This is a genomic window from Enterococcus sp. AZ011 (genome assembly GCF_050548355.1).
Classification (GTDB): Bacteria; Bacillota; Bacilli; order Lactobacillales; family Enterococcaceae; genus Enterococcus; species Enterococcus faecalis.
In genome coordinates this window covers 1,171,164-1,187,545 of record NZ_CP172959.1, presented here as the reverse complement: position 1 = coordinate 1,187,545, position 16,382 = coordinate 1,171,164, and the positions used below count along the sequence as shown (strand labels likewise).

Annotated in this window: 10 protein-coding genes and 1 riboswitch; of the genes, 1 reads left to right on the top strand and 9 read right to left on the bottom strand. The window is 38.9% G+C overall.

From position 1 onward, the window contains the following. Positions 1-62: 62 nt before the first annotated feature. The 9 genes from lpdA to IGL36_RS05740 form a co-directional block, all read right to left on the bottom strand. Positions 63-1,469: a dihydrolipoyl dehydrogenase gene (lpdA, locus tag IGL36_RS05780; protein WP_002357765.1), complete on the bottom strand. Its 1,407-nt coding sequence runs from the start codon at positions 1,467-1,469 to the stop codon at positions 63-65. A gap of 7 nt (positions 1,470-1,476) precedes the next feature. Beyond that, the gene (locus IGL36_RS05775) at positions 1,477-3,096 is read right to left on the bottom strand and encodes a dihydrolipoyllysine-residue acetyltransferase (RefSeq protein ID WP_002397244.1); all 1,620 of its coding nucleotides are present in this window, start codon (positions 3,094-3,096) and stop codon (positions 1,477-1,479) included. Positions 3,097-3,238: 142 nt separating this feature from the next. Further along, entirely contained in the window at positions 3,239-4,216 is a 978-nt protein-coding gene (locus tag IGL36_RS05770; RefSeq protein ID WP_002357767.1) for an alpha-ketoacid dehydrogenase subunit beta, read from the bottom strand. A 2-nt stretch (positions 4,217-4,218) separates the two neighbouring features. Then, positions 4,219-5,334 carry a pyruvate dehydrogenase (acetyl-transferring) E1 component subunit alpha gene (gene pdhA / locus IGL36_RS05765; RefSeq protein WP_002357768.1) on the bottom strand — a complete coding sequence of 372 codons (1,116 nt, stop codon included), beginning with the start codon at positions 5,332-5,334 and terminating at the stop codon, positions 4,219-4,221. A 599-nt stretch (positions 5,335-5,933) separates the two neighbouring features. After that, positions 5,934-8,546: a magnesium-translocating P-type ATPase gene (mgtA, locus tag IGL36_RS05760; protein ID WP_010716974.1), complete on the bottom strand. Its 2,613-nt coding sequence runs from the start codon at positions 8,544-8,546 to the stop codon at positions 5,934-5,936. 223 nt (positions 8,547-8,769) lie between these two features. Beyond that, positions 8,770-8,937: riboswitch (M-box (ykoK) riboswitch) on the bottom strand. 81 nt (positions 8,938-9,018) lie between these two features. After that, positions 9,019-9,600, bottom strand: coding sequence for a TMEM175 family protein (locus tag IGL36_RS05755; protein WP_002398239.1), 582 nt, complete (start codon positions 9,598-9,600; stop codon positions 9,019-9,021). A gap of 170 nt (positions 9,601-9,770) precedes the next feature. Next, on the bottom strand, positions 9,771-11,384 hold the full coding sequence (locus IGL36_RS05750; RefSeq protein WP_002398238.1) for a glycoside hydrolase family 13 protein: 1,614 nt from the start codon (positions 11,382-11,384) through the stop codon (positions 9,771-9,773). A gap of 1 nt (position 11,385) precedes the next feature. Next, on the bottom strand, positions 11,386-13,011 hold the full coding sequence (locus IGL36_RS05745; protein WP_002398237.1) for a glycoside hydrolase family 13 protein: 1,626 nt from the start codon (positions 13,009-13,011) through the stop codon (positions 11,386-11,388). 27 nt (positions 13,012-13,038) lie between these two features. Beyond that, on the bottom strand, positions 13,039-14,805 hold the full coding sequence (locus tag IGL36_RS05740; protein WP_002398236.1) for a glycoside hydrolase family 13 protein: 1,767 nt from the start codon (positions 14,803-14,805) through the stop codon (positions 13,039-13,041). Between the two features lie 259 nt (positions 14,806-15,064). Between IGL36_RS05740 and IGL36_RS05735 the strand changes: the two genes are divergently transcribed. Next, positions 15,065-16,315, top strand: a complete 1,251-nt coding sequence (locus tag IGL36_RS05735) for an extracellular solute-binding protein (RefSeq protein WP_002398235.1) — start codon at positions 15,065-15,067, stop codon at positions 16,313-16,315. The last annotated feature ends 67 nt before the right edge of the window (positions 16,316-16,382 follow it).

Here is a 16,382-nt window from a genome sequence, read left to right as displayed (position 1 = left end):
CTGTGGCTAATGCAACAAGTGCAAAAGGCGCATTATATCTGTCGTGCGACAAAGTGATACTATTAAATATGAATTGGTAAACCTAAAGCCAATTCAGCTGTATCCATAGTAATTTCGCCCAATGATGGGTGTGGGTGGATTGTTAAAGCAATGTCTTCTGCATTCATGCCAGATTCAATAGCTAAAGCTAATTCAGAAATCATGTCACTTGCACCGACACCGGCAATTTGTGCACCGATGATGACATTGTCTTCTACAGTTGTAACTAAACGCATGAATCCTTCAGTTTTATCTAAAGAGATTGCACGGCCGTTACCAGCAAATGGGAATTTGTAGCCTTTTGCTTCGATTCCCGCTTCTTTTGCTTCTGCAACAGTCATACCAACGCTTGCCAATTCTGGATCAGTAAAGGCAACAGCTGGCATTGCTTTGTAATCAACTGCAACTTTCTTACCAGAAATTGCTTCAGCAGCAATTTTTGCTTCGTAGCTTGCTTTATGCGCTAACGCAGCACCTGGTACGATGTCGCCGATTGCGAAGATGTTTTTCACGTTAGTACGTCCTTGGTTGTCAACTGGGATTAAACCACGTTCGCCAATTTCAACGCCCGCTTGTTCTAAGCCTAAGTCGTCTGTGTTTGGACGACGTCCAACAGTGACCATTACGTAATCTGCTTCAACACTTTCTTCTTTTCCGTTAACTTCATATTTAACAGTGACGCTATCGCCATTGTCAACAGCTTCTTTAGCCATTGCAGAAGTCACGATTGTTACGTTTTTCTTCTTGAAGTCGTCTGTGACAACTTTAACCATATCTTTTTCATAAGTTGGTAAAATTGATGGGCTACCTTCTAAAATTGTTACTTCTGAACCTAAGTTAGCATAAGCGCCACCTAATTCAGCACCGATGACACCGCCACCGATAATAACGAATTTTTTAGGAACTTCTTTTAAGTTTAAACCGCCTGTAGAATCTAACACGCGTCCGCCAAATTTGAATCCTGGGATTTCAATTGGACGAGAACCTGTTGCTACAATAGCATTATTGAATGAGTAAGTTTGTGCTGAGTCTGGGTGAATAACACGCAATGTATTTTCGTCAACGAAGAATGCTTCGCCTTCAATAATTTCTACTTTGTGTTTTTTCAATAACATGCCAACGCCGCCTGTTAATGATTTAACAACTGTGTTATCTTTCCAGTCTTGTGTTTTTGCAAAGTCTAATTCGACTCCTTTAGCTGTTACACCAAAAGTTGAAGAATCTTGTGCTTCTTGGTAATGATGTCCAGCAGCAATTAAAGCTTTTGAAGGAATACATCCAACGTTTAAACAAACGCCTCCGATGTATTCACGTTCGATAATCGCAACTTTTTGACCCATTTCTGCGGCACGAATTGCAGCAACGTATCCTCCAGGTCCAGCTCCGATTACGACTGTATCTAGTTCAATGGCGAAATCTCCTACTACCATTTGTTAATCATCCTTCCATTAATAGTAATTCTGGATCAGCTAATAAGCGTTTAATGTTGTTCATTGCTTTTTGAGCAGTTGCGCCGTCAACGATACGGTGGTCAAAGCTTAATGATAATTTCATCATGCGTCCCACAACGATTTCGCCGTCTGCATTAACAACTGGTTCTTGTGCAATTGTACCAACGCCTAAAATAGCAACTTCAGGGTAGTTGATTACTGGTGTAAACCAGCCGCCACCGACTGAACCAATGTTACTAATTGTGATTGTACCATCACGCATATCTTGTGCAGTTAATTTACCTTCGATAGCCAATGCTGCTTTTTCGTTGATTTCATCAGCGATAGCAAACATGCTCTTCGTATTAGCATTTTTAACATTTGGTACATATAAGCCATGATCTGTATCAGTAGCGATACCAATGTTAAAGTAATTTTTGTAAACAATTTCTTGTGCTGCGTCATCGATTGATGCATTCAAGATTGGGAATTTTTGAACAGTTGAAGTCAATGCTTTTACAACGTATGGTAAGAATGTTAATTTTGTACCATTTGCAGCAGCAACATCTTTAAATTTCTTACGGTGATCCCATAATTTAGAAACTTCTACTTCATCATGTAATGTTACGTGAGGAGCAGTGTGTTTGCTGTTAACCATTGCTTTAGCAATTGCTTTACGTGTTGGTGTCATTTTCTCACGTGTTTCCATTTCGCCTAAATCAGAAGTAAAGGCTTTTGGCGCTGCTTTAGGTGCAGCTGCTTCCGCTTTAGGTGCTGCTTCTGTTGCGGCAGCTTCAGTAGCTGGTGCTGCTTGAGAGCCACCAGAAACAAAGGCATCAATATCCGCTTTAATGACACGGCCACCTTTACCAGTTGCAGTTACTTGTGTAATATCAACGTCTTTTTCACGCGCATACTGACGAACAGATGGCATTGCTAAAACGCGTTTGTTTGGATCAGCGGCTGCAACTACGCCTGTTGAAGCGGCTGGAGCTGATGCTTCAGCTTTAGGAGCGTCAGTAGCTGGTGCTGCGGCTGCCGGTGCTGATGAATTATGACCAGGTGCGTCAATTTCAACTAACACGTCGCCCACATTGGCAACTGTTCCTTCTGGTACAACGATATTTTTTACAGTACCTGTTACTGGTGATGGAATTTCTTCTACTGATTTGTCATTTTGTACTTCTAATAATGAATCATCTTCATTAATTGTGTCGCCCGCTTTAACGAACCATTTAACGATTTCGCCTTCGGCAATTCCTTCACCGATGTCTGGTAATTTGAATTGGAAAAATCCGCCAGCTGCTTCGGTTGTTGGTACAGCAGCAGGTTGTGCTGGTGTTTGTTCTTGTGCAGGAGCTGCTGGTGCTGCATCGTTATCTTCGTGACCAGGTGCGTCGATTTCGATTAACACGTCACCAACGTTTGCAACTGTTCCTTCTGGTACAACGATATTTTTTACAGTACCTGTTACTGGTGATGGAATTTCTTCCACTGATTTGTCATTTTGTACTTCTAATAACGTATCGTCTTCGTTGATTGTATCGCCAGGTTTTACAAACCATTTAACGATTTCGCCTTCGGCAATCCCTTCACCGATATCCGGTAATTTAAACTGATAAGCCATTTTTTAAGTCTTCCCTTCTTCGTTGGATCTGTCTATTTTCTTAGGAGCAAAACGCGGGGAAACGACTATAGTAGCTGAACATTTCATGCCTATAGCCGTATTCCACCTGTTTAATTCTTCGTTTATCTACTTCGAATAACTATTAAAATTCGACGATTTCTCTAGCTTTTGCTTCGATATCTTTCGCATTTGGTAACCAGATATTTTCTGCTTGTCCGAATGGGAAGATTGTATCTGGAGCAGATACACGTCCGATTGGTGCTTCTAATGATAATACGGCACGTTCAGAAATTTCAGAAACAACCATAGCGCCAACGCCAGCTTGTTTTTGTGCTTCTTGAACGACAACCACACGGCCAGTTTTTTCAACAGAGTTAATAATTGTTTCCACATCTAAAGGAGCCACTGTACGTAAGTCAATGATTTCTGCTGAAATATTGTCTTTCGCTAAGCTATCAGCTGCTTTAATCGCTTCACGAACCATAGCGCCGTAAGTGATGATTGATACGTCTGTTCCTTCACGAGTTACAGCCGCTTTATCTAAAGGCACTTCATAAGCTTCGTCTGGCACTTCCTCACGGAATGAACGGTATAATTTCATGTGCTCTAAGTAGACAACTGGATCGTTGCTACGAATAGATGAAATTAATAGTCCTTTTGCATCGTAAGGGTTTGATGGAATAACAACACGAACACCTGGTGATTGTGCGATTAATCCTTCTAAGTTATCTGAGTGAAGTTCTGGTGTATGAACACCACCACCAAATGGGGCACGAACAGTAATTGGCATATTACGAGTTCCACCCATACGGTAACGCGTACGAGCCATTTGACCAACGATTTCGTCAAATACTTCAAAAACGAAACCAAAGAATTGGATTTCAGGAACTGGACGGTAACCTTGCAAGGCAAGACCGAAAGCCAATCCACCGATACCAGATTCAGCTAAAGGTGTATCGAAGACGCGGTCTTCACCAAATTTTTCTTGTAAACCTTCAGTTGCACGGAAAACCCCACCGTTGTTACCAACGTCTTCACCGAAGATTAAGACATTTTCGTCTTTCTCTAATTCAAGAGCTAAGGCATCTGTAATTGCTTGGATCATAGTTTTTTGTGCCATTTTTATTTCGACTCCTTCGCTTCATAAAATGCAATTTGTTCTTTAATTGTTTGAGGTTGAACTTCAAACATATTTTTCAAGAAATCAGAAACTTTTTGTTTTGGCGCTTTATCCGCTTCTGCAATCGCTACTTTGATTTCTTCTTTTGTTTTTTCAATAATTTCTTCTTCTTTTGCTTCAGACCATAAGCCTTTATCTGTTAGATATTTACGGAAACGAGTCAATGGATCTTTTTGTACCCATTCGTCATCCATTTCTTTTGAACGGTAACGTGTTGGATCGTCTCCAGATAAAGTATGTGGACCATAACGATAGGTTAATGTTTCAATTAAAACTGGACCGTTTCCTGCAGCTGACCAATCGCGTGCTTCTTTTGCAATTGCGTAAACTGCTAATGGATCCATACCATCAACTTGAATACCAGGAATTCCTGCTGCAACAGCTTTTTGAGCTAAAGTTTTAGCCGCTGTTTGTTTTTCACGAGGTGTAGAAATCGCAAAACCATTGTTTTGGATAATGAAGACACCGTTTGCTTGGTAAGCACCAGCAAAGTTAATTGCTTCATAGAAGTCCCCTTGTGAAGAACCGCCGTCACCAGTATAAGTGAATACAACATTTTCCTTTCCACGTTTTTTCAATCCTAAAGCAACACCAGCTGCTTGGATGTATTGAGCACCAATGATAATTTGTGGTGGTAATGCATTTAAATCTTCCGCGTAGTAGTTCCCTGCTACGTGACCACGAGACCATAAGAAAGCTTCTCTTAATGGTAAACCATGTTGTACTAGTTGAGGTACATCACGGTAACCTGGTAGTAAGTAGTCTTCTTTTTCCATTGCAAATTGACTTGCCAATTGGCTTGCTTCTTGTCCAGCTGTTGGCGCGAAGAATCCTAAGCGTCCTTGACGGTTTAATGCAGTAGAACGTTGGTCTAACACACGAGACCAAACCATGCGTGTCATTAATTCAACTAATTCCTCATCCGATAAATCAGGTACTAAATCTTCATTCACAATTTTTCCATCTTGATCCAAGATTTGGAAAGTTGGGAAATCAGCGTCGACTTTAGCCATTAGCTCTTTAAAGTCAATAGGTTTTTGTTTCTTAGCCTTTGCCATTTTGTCACACAATCCTCTCTATTACGTTTCTTTAATTTCGATAAAAGTAAAACAGAGTGCGAAACTGTATTACTTTTTATCGACTACACTTAACAAATTATCACTAAATTCGAAAAAGCGCAAGAAAAAAACTCTAATTTCTTCATTTTTTCACAAAAGAGCAAAACCGCATGTTTTTGCGGTTTAGTGATAATTTTCACAAACAAGAAAACGGTTTCTGTTCCACACTTCTTCTGTACTATTTTTCCCCTAACTGTTATATTCTATTTTGAAAATATTATATAACAGTTCTATTAATTTGAGCCCCCTTATCCCCGAACTGGCTAGTAATCTGATTTCCGAACTTTGCGTTTTCATGAAAATTATCTTGAAAAAACCAAAAAAATAAAAACCGTCAGCCGAGTAACCTACTCAGCATGCGGTTTTTTATTTTTTAGAGAACAAAGTTTTTTTCGTTAATTTTTATTTTTTTTGGCTCGTTTTTTTGCCAAATACTTTACCTTAGGTTTTATCACGAACATTCATTGCTTAAAATCACCAAATTTTCGCAAAACGAGTAATACAGCTTAGCAAATTCTTTTCTCTTTCAGTAGATTTTACTAAATCCATTCCTTGGTAATTTTAATATATAAACGTTTAGCTACTTCAACAGTTAACATGTACGCAATGATGATTCCAAAGAACCATGGCCAGTAGTTAGCCGGAAGTTTCACAAAGTCAAAAACCTCTCTTATAGGCGTTGCTACAATCAAGAAACCGAGTAAAATTGCGCCTAAACTACTTAACATCACAGGCATTGACGCACGACTTTGAATGAATGGTATTTTCCGCGTCCGGACCATATGAACAACTAACGTTTGACTAACAAGTCCCACCATAAACCAACCTGTTTGGAATAAATGTTGAGTGGCCAAACTATTGGCACTAAACACAAACCACATGACAAGATACGTTAGAATATCGAAAATACTACTTACCGGGCCAATACATACCGTAAATTTCGCTAGTCCGTTCGTTTCCCACCGAACAGGGCTTAATAACTCTTCTTCATCGACATTATCCCAAGGAATTGTCAACTGAGCCACATCATAAATCAAATTTTGAATCAAGAGTTGTAAGGAAAGCATTGGTAGAAATGGTAAAAAGGCACTGGCTACTAAAATTGAAAAGACATTCCCAAAATTAGAACTGATGGTAATTTTAATATATTTCATCATATTGCTAAATACTTTTCGTCCTTCAATCACACCAGATTCCAGTACATTTAAACTTTTTTCCAGTAAAATAATCGAGCTAGCATCTTTAGTAATATCAGCTGCAGTATCTACTGAAATACCCACATCAGCTTTTCGCAATGCCGGTGCATCATTAATGCCATCCCCCATAAAACCAACCGTATGACCTTTTGCTTGTAGCAATTCAATAATTTTAGATTTTTGCATCGGATTTAATTTGGCAAATAAATTAGTTTCTTCTACTTGCGCCCGCAACTCTTCATCTGTCATTGCTTCAATTTGAGAACCTAATAACACATGGGAAACTTCAATGCCTACATCTTTACAGACTTTTTTGGCGACAATGTCATTATCGCCCGTTAGCACTTTCACGTTGACACCATGTTCATGTAAGGAGCGGATAGCGCTGACGGCTGACTCTTTTGCTGGATCAAGAAAACCCATAAACCCAATCAATGTCATCTCTTTTTCATCTTCAACTGAATAAACTGCTTCTTTATGGACATCTTTTTTTACAGCTACCGCTAACACACGCATCCCTTGTTTGTTCATTTGAACATTCACTCGGCGTAGTTCTTCTCGTACAGCAGTGCTTAATGGTACAATTTCGCCATTAATTTGCGCATGCGTGCACACTTCTTCCATTTCTTCCACGGCGCCTTTCGTAATCATCAATTGATGATCATCTGCATTCACGACAACCGTTAAGCGGCGTCTGGAAAAATCAAAAGGAATTTCATCAATTTTAGTGACATTTTTAAACGGCGTTTTCCATCGATGCTCTTCATAAAAATTAATAACGGCAATGTCCATTAAATTTTTCCAACCTGTTTGATAAGAAGAATTTAAGTAGGCTAAATTTAGAACCTCGTCACTCAAATCACCTAATGGATTCAAATGTTGAACCAAAACTACACGATCTTCGGTAATCGTTCCAGTCTTATCTGTACAGAGCACATCCATACCACCCAAATTTTGGATAGCCGCTAATTCTTTAACAATGACTTTATGTTTCGATAAGGATAATGCACCTTTGGCTAGGTTACTCGTAACAATCATTGGCAACATTTCTGGTGTCAAACCAACTGCAACGGCAATCGCGAAGAAAAACGCTTCGCCCCAAGCACCTTTAGTTAAACCATTAATCAAGAAAACGATTGGAAACAAAATCATTACCATTCGTAATAAAAACTTACTGACTTTTGCTAAGCCTAAGTCAAAACTAGTTTTTCCTCGTTGTGTTGTAGCATTTTTAGCAATATCACCAAAAAATGTATGTTGCCCAGTTTTTAAAATAATCGCTTTTCCTTGTCCACTCAAGACATCTGTACCCATAAACACTAGGTCTTGCATATCTAATGCAGAAACCTCTGTTTGTTGACGATCCACACCTGCATCCACAAATTTTTCGACAGGCATGGATTCGCCTGTTAGCGACGATTGATTAACGAATAAATCTTTGGTCCAAATCAACACGGCATCTGCAGGAATCATGTCTCCTGTAGCTAAAGTTACAATGTCTCCTGGAACAATTTCGTCCATTGGAATTTCTTTCGTAATTCCTTCCCGTGTCACTGCAGCGGTGTTTTCAATTAATTCTTTTAAATCCAAACTCGCTTTTTGAGAACGATACTCTTGTATAAAAGCAATCAAGACACTGGCTAAAATCATCACGCCCATCACGATAGCGGCTTCGAAATCTTTCGTTAAAGTTGAAACGACCATCAATAAGGCTAAGACATAAACAAATGGATCTTTGAATGCACTTAAAAATAAAATAATTGCTGGGGTTGGCTTTTGTGCAGAAACTTCGTTTGGTCCAAATTCCTCTAATCTTTTTTCAGCATCTTCATTCGAGAGTCCTTTTTCAGATGTCCGTAATTCCATCATTAATTCCCGTTCAGAAAGCAACGCCAATTTACGTAATTCTTGATCTTTGGTGGCTTTTCTCATATCCATTGTTTTTTTGTTCATCATTTTCTTTTCCTCCAAGGTTGTGGTCACCTGCCGAAAAGAGTGCTAAAATCTTCTCCTTTCATCGGTGACTGTATTTTGTTTCTCTGTTCACTTCCAGGGTCTTCCATGACAGTCATCCTTTCTTTTTCTTATTTATACTTCCAGTGAATAATTGCTTTTTTGCCAAACACACAAAAAAGGACCTACTCAACAATAGAGTACGTCCCAAAATACCATCTTTAAATAAGATTCTCTATCGTTGAGCTTTAGCACTATAGGGCGTAGATAACATGTATCAGCTACATTATGAATAACCTTCACGATTATTCCTGTTCAACCAACTAAGGGTCTCTCGATCCTTTCGCGGCAGCAGCATTTGTCCAAATAGGAGCCTCACCTAACAATTATTCAGTTTTTATCCACTTCTTATAATAGAGGAGTTTGACATTCTTGTCAAAAGATTTATGACTTTTTTGTTATAAATAAAAAATGACTACTTTAAAATTTCCTTTGTTTCTGCTTTTCGTTCAGGAACAAACCACATGACTAAAACAATCGTATCAATAATCAGGACAGCGATTGGCGCTACCAGTTTGCCTACAATCAACGCAATAATATTCAACACAATCGAAAGCGTTAATTTTGGATAGTGGCCAAACAAACGTTGTACTTCGGATTTGGGCCCATTTGCCTGAATCAATGCCCGCACCACTAGATAATAAGCAACATCAGCTCCTAATACTACTAAGCCATACAAAGCTTGTGGCGGCCAAGAAAACGGATGTTCACCTACCCAACCAGTAACAAACGGGAAAAACGTCAACGTCAAAATTAGAAAATTATTCATCCAAAGGACACGTCCATCAATTTTACGGACACTTTGAAATAAATGATGATGATTGTTCCAGTAAATTAATAAAGTAACAAAACTAATTAAATAAATAATGATTTTGTGTCCAGATTGAGTCAGAGCAGACCAATCTGCTTTTTCAGGAATTTTTAATTCTAAAATTAATAACGTTAAAATAATCGCAATGACTGCATCTGTAAATGCTTCTACACGTGTTTTCGGCATCATTTCCCCCTACTTTCATAAAAATTAAATAACTTACCCAAAGTAAGTATAACGCATTTCTGTAAAAATTCAATTATTTATGAAGTCTCTCGGTTGTTGAAGTTCCTAAAAACGAGTGCAAGAGCCCCACTTAAAAGTAAGCCTCTTGCACTCGTTATAGAACAAATCAGTTATTGGAAGACGCCTGCCTGATAAGGTGCTAACTGCATCCGTTTCTTCACCGTAAAATCTTGATTCCCTAACAATTGTTGCCACTTTCTGCCTAGTAATTTATTCGGCAAGTCAAATTGGCACTTTTCTCCACTTAAATTGACAATCACTAACGCTGTTGCCTCAGTTGTTTTTCTTAAAAAAGCAAAAACAGACGGATGATTGGGCGCTAATAGTTCAAACTGTCCATCTGTAAAGACTGGATTTTCTTTCCGCAACGCAATTAACTTTTTATAATAATTCAACACGGATTGTGCATCCGTTTCTTGGTCAGCCACATTTATTTCTTTGAAATTGGGATGAATTGCTAACCACGGATGCCCCGAGGTGAATGAACTTGCCTCTTGACTCGTCCACTGCATAGGCGTACGCGAATGGTCCCGCGTCCAATGCGCCACTTCTTTCAATGCTTGTTTCGCATCGTAGCCACTTTCTATAAGCAAACGATAATGGTTATGAGAATCTTTAGCATCTAACTCGTCAATCTGTTGAAACGGATAATTAACCATGCCGATTTCCTGTCCTTGATAAATAAACGGCGTTCCTCGCAAGAGCAAGGCGATTGTTCCAATCGCCTTAGCAGAATGAGAGGTTTCATTGCCTAAAATTGAATTGATTCTGGGATTATCATGATTTTCTACATATAATGCATTCCAGCCTTCTGTCCCTAAATGCTTTTGCCAGCGAGCCATTACTTTTTTATAGCCTAAAATATTTAACCGTTCTTCTCCTGGCTTTCCTTCTCGAACATTGTGCTCTAATTCAAAAATCATATTCAGATAGCCCGCATCATTGGTCCATTCCACCGCTTTTTTACTTGAAACGCCACTAGCTTCCCCCACTGTCATGATGTCATACTCAGCAAAAATAGCTTTCAAATCCAGCATATAGTCTTCAATGCCTTTTACATTCATAAATGGAGCCCACGGATTCGTGGTAATTTTAAAATCCCAAGGTTCTTTTTGGATATGACTAATCGCATCCAATCGGAAACCATCAATTCCCAAATCTAACCACCAGCGAATCATCGCATAAATCTCTTCACGAACTTTAGGATTTTCCCAGTTCAAATCAGGTTGCTCTTTTGCAAACACATGAAAATATGCTTGTTTTGTACCCGCGTCATACGTCCAAGTCGAGCCACCAAAAAAGCTTTGCCATTCATTCGGCATACGATCTGGTGTCGCATCGGCCCATAAATAATACTCACGATACGGATTATCTAAACTTTTTTTTGCTTCAACAAACCACGGATGTTGATCACTTGTATGATTGACCACTAAATCAAGAATAATCTTCAAACCTAATTGATGCGCTTGGTCCAAAAGTTCTTGAAAATCTTCCATCGTACCAAATTCTGGCTGAATCCCTTGATAATCCGCAATATCATAACCATTGTCAACGTTTGGCGAAGTGTAAATCGGATTTAACCATAAAAAATCGACCCCTAGTTCTTTTAAATACGGTAATTTCTCAATAATTCCCTGCAAATCACCAATGCCATCCCCGTTGCTATCTTTAAAACTCCGAGGATAAATTTGATAACCGACAGCATTTTTCCACCATTGTTCCATCTTATTGACTCACTTTCACAACAAAGGCTTGCCAAGGCGCTAACGAATAGTCTGCTAAAGCAGTGACATCTGTCGGCATATTTTCAATCATTACTTGTTCTACATGAACGTCTGCAGAAAATGGCTGAACTTTGTCAGAAAAGTTTGTTACAACAAGCCAGCGTTCCTCACCATAGGTACGATAAAAACTAATCACTTCGTCCACTGTTTCCAGCAATTCAAAGTCGCCCCAAACAATTAAAGGATGTTCTTTTCTCAAACGAATCATTTCTTGGTACGTATAGAATAGTGAATTTTTATCTGCCAAAGCAGCAGCGACGTTAATCGTTTGATAATTGGGATTAACATCAATCCAAGGTGTACCCGTCGTAAAGCCAGCATTTTTTTCAGCGGTCCACTGCATAGGCCGGCGTGCATTGTCGCGACCTTTAGTATTAATTTTCAGCAAAATTTCTTCTTTATAATATCCTTTTTCCAAATACTCATGGTACATGTTAATTGTTTCGATATCCCGTGCTTCACGAATATCTGTAATCGGCGTATTGGTCATACCAATTTCTTCCCCTTGATAAATATAAGGTGTGCCTTTCATCATGTGCAGTAAAATAGCGAATAACTTACTACTTTCCAACCAATATTCCTGATCATTTCCCCAACGTGAAATCATTCTCGGTAAATCATGGTTATTCCAAAATAAAGAATTCCAGCCATCATTTCCTAATTCTGTTTGCCATTTTGCAAAAACCTGTTTCAACTTGGCAACTTCCATTGGCTGAAGGTCCCATTTTTCTTTACCTGGTTGTTGATCCAAGCTCATATGTTCAAACTGAAAAATCATGGATAATTCATGACGCTCTGGACTAGAGTACATTTTTGCAATCTCAGGTGTGGCCCCCCATGTTTCACCTACAGTTAACAGCTCTTTGCCACCAAATGTCGCGGCGTTCATTTCTTGTAAATAACGATGTAAATGAGGGCCATTCGCGGTGATCTCTTCTCCTGGAATTTTACCCACTAAGTCAATTACATCTAAACGGAAACCGCCAATTCCTTTATCAATCCAAAAATTCATCATCTCGTAAACCGACTGACGCATTTGTTGGTTTTCCCAATTTAAATCTGGTTGTTTTTTACTAAACAAATGCAAATAGTATTGCCCACTCGCTTCGTCAAACGTCCACGCCGAACCCGAAAAGGCAGATTTCAATCGGTTAGGCACACCGCCTTCTGAAGCAGGATCAGCCCATACATAATAGTCTCGGTAGGGGTTCTCCTTGCTTTTTTTCGCTTCAATAAACCAACGATGCTCATCTGACGTATGGTTAACCACTAAGTCCATAATAATTTCAATCTTTCGCTTTTTCGCTTCCTCAATTAGACGGTCCATATCCGCCATCGTCCCAAACTCTGTCATAATCGCTTCATAATCAGAAATGTCATAACCATTGTCATCATTGGGTGATTGATAAACTGGCGATAACCAAATAGCCCCAATGCCTAACGTTTCCAAATAATCCAATTTTTCAATAATTCCTGGTAAATCTCCAATGCCATCTCCATTGCTATCCTTAAAACTGCGAGGATAAATCTGATAAACCACGACTTCTTGCCACCAATGTTTTTCCATTCTTCTTCACATTCCTTTTCTTAATTATTATGCTTCATATAAAAGAAAACCTTTTGGTAAAACCATTATCTGTTCTGAAGCAATTTCGATAGAAGAACTTAGCAAAACTTCTCGATCAGTTCTATCGACAAATTGTGTCTCTTGGCCAGTATTAAAAATCCCATAGATCGTCTGTTCCTCCAAACGACAAGCGAGTCTAATCAACCCCGTTTCAAAAGAAGTGCCTGTCCAATCGATTGTTCCACCAGAAAAAACAGCTGCATACTTTTTGCGAAGGGCAATCAATGATTTTACAAATCCCTTCAAATCCAAATCTTGCTGATTTTCCTCCCAAACCATACAACGACGACAATCAGGATCCATATCACCTGTCATACCAATTTCATCACCATAGTAAAGACAAGGGACGCCTGGTTGAATATACGTAAACGCTAACACTTGGCGCATCAGCTCTTTATCCTCTTTCGTTTCATGCAATAAGCGTGGTGTATCGTGGGAATCTAAAACATTAAACTGCATTTGATTCGTTTGTTGTCGATAGAGCATTAACTGGTTGTTCATTTCAGAAAGCATCTTTTCCAAGGACAGTTCTTGCTTGACAAAGTAGCCCATAATCGCATCTGTGTATGCATAATTCATCACTGCATGAAATTCGTCTCCTTGGAGCCAGCTTTGCGACGAGTGCCAAATTTCTCCTAAAATATAAAAATCTTCTTTTGCGTCATCACATGTTTGCCGGAATTTTTTCCAGAACGCATGATCCACTTCGTTTGCCACATCTAAACGCCAGGCATCAATATCATATTCCTCAATCCAATAACGAGCAATTTCTAAAAGATAGGCTTGCACTTCTGGATTTGCTGTATTTAATTTAGGCATATGCGGAGTGAATGCAAAAGTATCATAGGTAATGTTGCTTGCTTCTTCAAAATCAGCACTTTCTTCATAGCTAGCTGGAAACTCATTTACGTGGAACCAATCGGCATAAATTGAGTCCTGGCCATTTTTTAACACATCTTGCCATTGAGGCGAAGTGTCCCCCATATGATTAAAAACGGCGTCCAACATAATCTTAATGCCCCGTCGATGACACTCTTCGACTAAACGCTTAAAGGTAGCGCCATCACCAAAAGCTGGGTCAATTTTTAAATAATCAATCGTATCATATTTGTGATTAGAAAACGCTTCAAAAATTGGGCAAAAATATAAGCCGTTAACACCTAAATCTTCAATGTAATCAAGATGATCTAGCACCCCTTGCAAATCCCCACCAAAAAAATCTTGACGATCTGGTCTTTTAGATCCCCAAGGCAACGTCCCTTCAGGATCATTGGCGAGATCACCATTTGCAAAACGCTCTGGAAATATTTGATACCAAACCGTTTCTTTCACCCATTCAGGTGCTTTAAAACGATCGATTTCATGAAAATACGGCATCCGAAAATAATTATTCGCCATCGCTAAATACTTTTCTTCTAAAGGATAAATGCCGTGTTCGCCATAAAACGCCGTCAAGCCATCCGTCCCTACTAAAGTAAAAGCATATGAAAGGCGTTTAAATTTTGCACTTAATGCAATAAACCAGTAATCATATAACTCCGTAGATACTAACTTCTCCATGGTTAACGACTGTTGGTACCACTTTTCTTTCCCTAAAAGATAAGGATCTCCTTGCACTAATTGGACAGAGGCAATGTCGCCTTTTGCCGTACGCAAACGAATATGCATTGTTTCTTCTGTATAAAGATAAGCAAATTCACTTTCTGGACGATGGTAGATTGCAGCAGTGTTCATTTAATTCTCTCCTTTAATTGTCGCTTTTCGTGTATTTTCTAATACTCGAACACATTTTAGCGCAAACGATTGCATTTGTATACCCTTTTTTATTTTTTTATTTAAAATGCTCAATTAGTGGTATACACCACTTTAAATAAACAGTATGTTATTTATAACAAAAAAACTTTTTTAACTTTCTCGATGAAAAACACTTGATTATTTCCGCAATCGGTTGCATAATAAGACTTGTAAAAAATAATTTTTGGAGGGTTCAAAAATGAAAGCGAATTGGAAAAAGATTTTAATGGGCAGTATCCTTTTAAGTGCTTCCGCGGTTTTACTTACTGCCTGTGGTGGCGCAGAAAAAACGAAAGCTGAAAATGAAAGCGGTTCAGCAAATAAAGCAGCTGGTGACGTAAAATTATGGGTTGATACTGAATATATGGGCGTCTTTAAAAAAGTTGTCGCCGATTTTGAAAAAGAAAACCCCGATATTAAAGTTAACTTAACTGCTGGAAATTCGGCAGATGCTAAAAAAGACATTGCAAAAGATCCTAAAGCTGCCGCAGATGTTTTCATGATGCCACATGATCAAATTGGTCAAATGGCAGAAGCTGGTCTGATTTACCCTAACACAAAATATGAAAAAGAAGTCAAAGAAAACAATATCGACTCGGCAGTCGCAGGAGTCACTTGGAAAGACAAAGTCTATGCCTACCCTTATGCCGTAGAGTCACAAGTTCTTTATTATAACAAAGATACGTATTCTCCAGAGGAAATCAAAACTTGGAAGTCTTTAACTGAAAAAGGCAAAATCGGTACCAATTTTGGCGAAGATGGCGCAAATTATATCTTCGGTCCTCTATTTATGAGTAACGGCGATTACTTATATGGTGAAAATGGCGAAGATCCAAAAGGTACCAACTTTAATAATCAACAAGGCATTGAGGTATTACAATGGATTGCCGATCAAAAAAATAATCCTGGTGTGATCCAATCAAATACAGAAGCATTGTCTAATCTAGGTTCTGGCAAAACGGATGCCTTCCTTTCTGGCCCTTGGTCTAAAAACGATGTAGAAAAAGCTCTTGGCGACAAAATGGGGGCCGCTGCCTACCCAACCATTGATTTTGGCAATGGAGAAAAACAAATGAAAGCTTTCTTGGGCGTTCGTAGTTTTGCTGTCAATCAACAAACACAAGCACCATTGGCCGCAATGACATTAGCAAACTATTTAACCAGTGAAAAAGCACAAATGACTTACTTCAAAGAAATCGGCTTTGTCCCTTCAAACAAAAAATTACAAACAAACGAAGAAATTACACAAGATACTGTTGCAAAAGCTATCTTAGAAATGGCGCAACCAACCCACTCTGTGGTAATGCCAAAAATCCCAGAAATCGTTTCATTCTGGCCTGCGATGGATGCAGTGATCAATGATACGTACAAAGGCAATATCAAACCTGCGGATTATCAAGCAAAATTAGATAAATTAGTCCAAGACACATCAAAAGAAGCAAAAGAATAAAAAGAGTAAAGAAATGGGACGAGCTTCAATCTGCTGTCCCATTTCCTCTATCTTTTTTATTTAAGTA

Coding starts and splice junctions, on each gene's coding strand:
- lpdA (WP_002357765.1), bottom strand. CDS start 1,469: ATGGTAGTAGGAGATTTCGCCATTGAACTAGATACAGTCGTAATCGGA.
- IGL36_RS05775 (WP_002397244.1), bottom strand. CDS start 3,096: ATGGCTTATCAGTTTAAATTACCGGATATCGGTGAAGGGATTGCCGAA.
- IGL36_RS05770 (WP_002357767.1), bottom strand. CDS start 4,216: ATGGCACAAAAAACTATGATCCAAGCAATTACAGATGCCTTAGCTCTT.
- pdhA (WP_002357768.1), bottom strand. CDS start 5,334: ATGGCAAAGGCTAAGAAACAAAAACCTATTGACTTTAAAGAGCTAATG.
- mgtA (WP_010716974.1), bottom strand. CDS start 8,546: ATGATGAACAAAAAAACAATGGATATGAGAAAAGCCACCAAAGATCAA.
- IGL36_RS05755 (WP_002398239.1), bottom strand. CDS start 9,600: ATGCCGAAAACACGTGTAGAAGCATTTACAGATGCAGTCATTGCGATT.
- IGL36_RS05750 (WP_002398238.1), bottom strand. CDS start 11,384: ATGGAACAATGGTGGAAAAATGCTGTCGGTTATCAAATTTATCCTCGG.
- IGL36_RS05745 (WP_002398237.1), bottom strand. CDS start 13,011: ATGGAAAAACATTGGTGGCAAGAAGTCGTGGTTTATCAGATTTATCCT.
- IGL36_RS05740 (WP_002398236.1), bottom strand. CDS start 14,805: ATGAACACTGCTGCAATCTACCATCGTCCAGAAAGTGAATTTGCTTAT.
- IGL36_RS05735 (WP_002398235.1), top strand. CDS start 15,065: ATGAAAGCGAATTGGAAAAAGATTTTAATGGGCAGTATCCTTTTAAGT.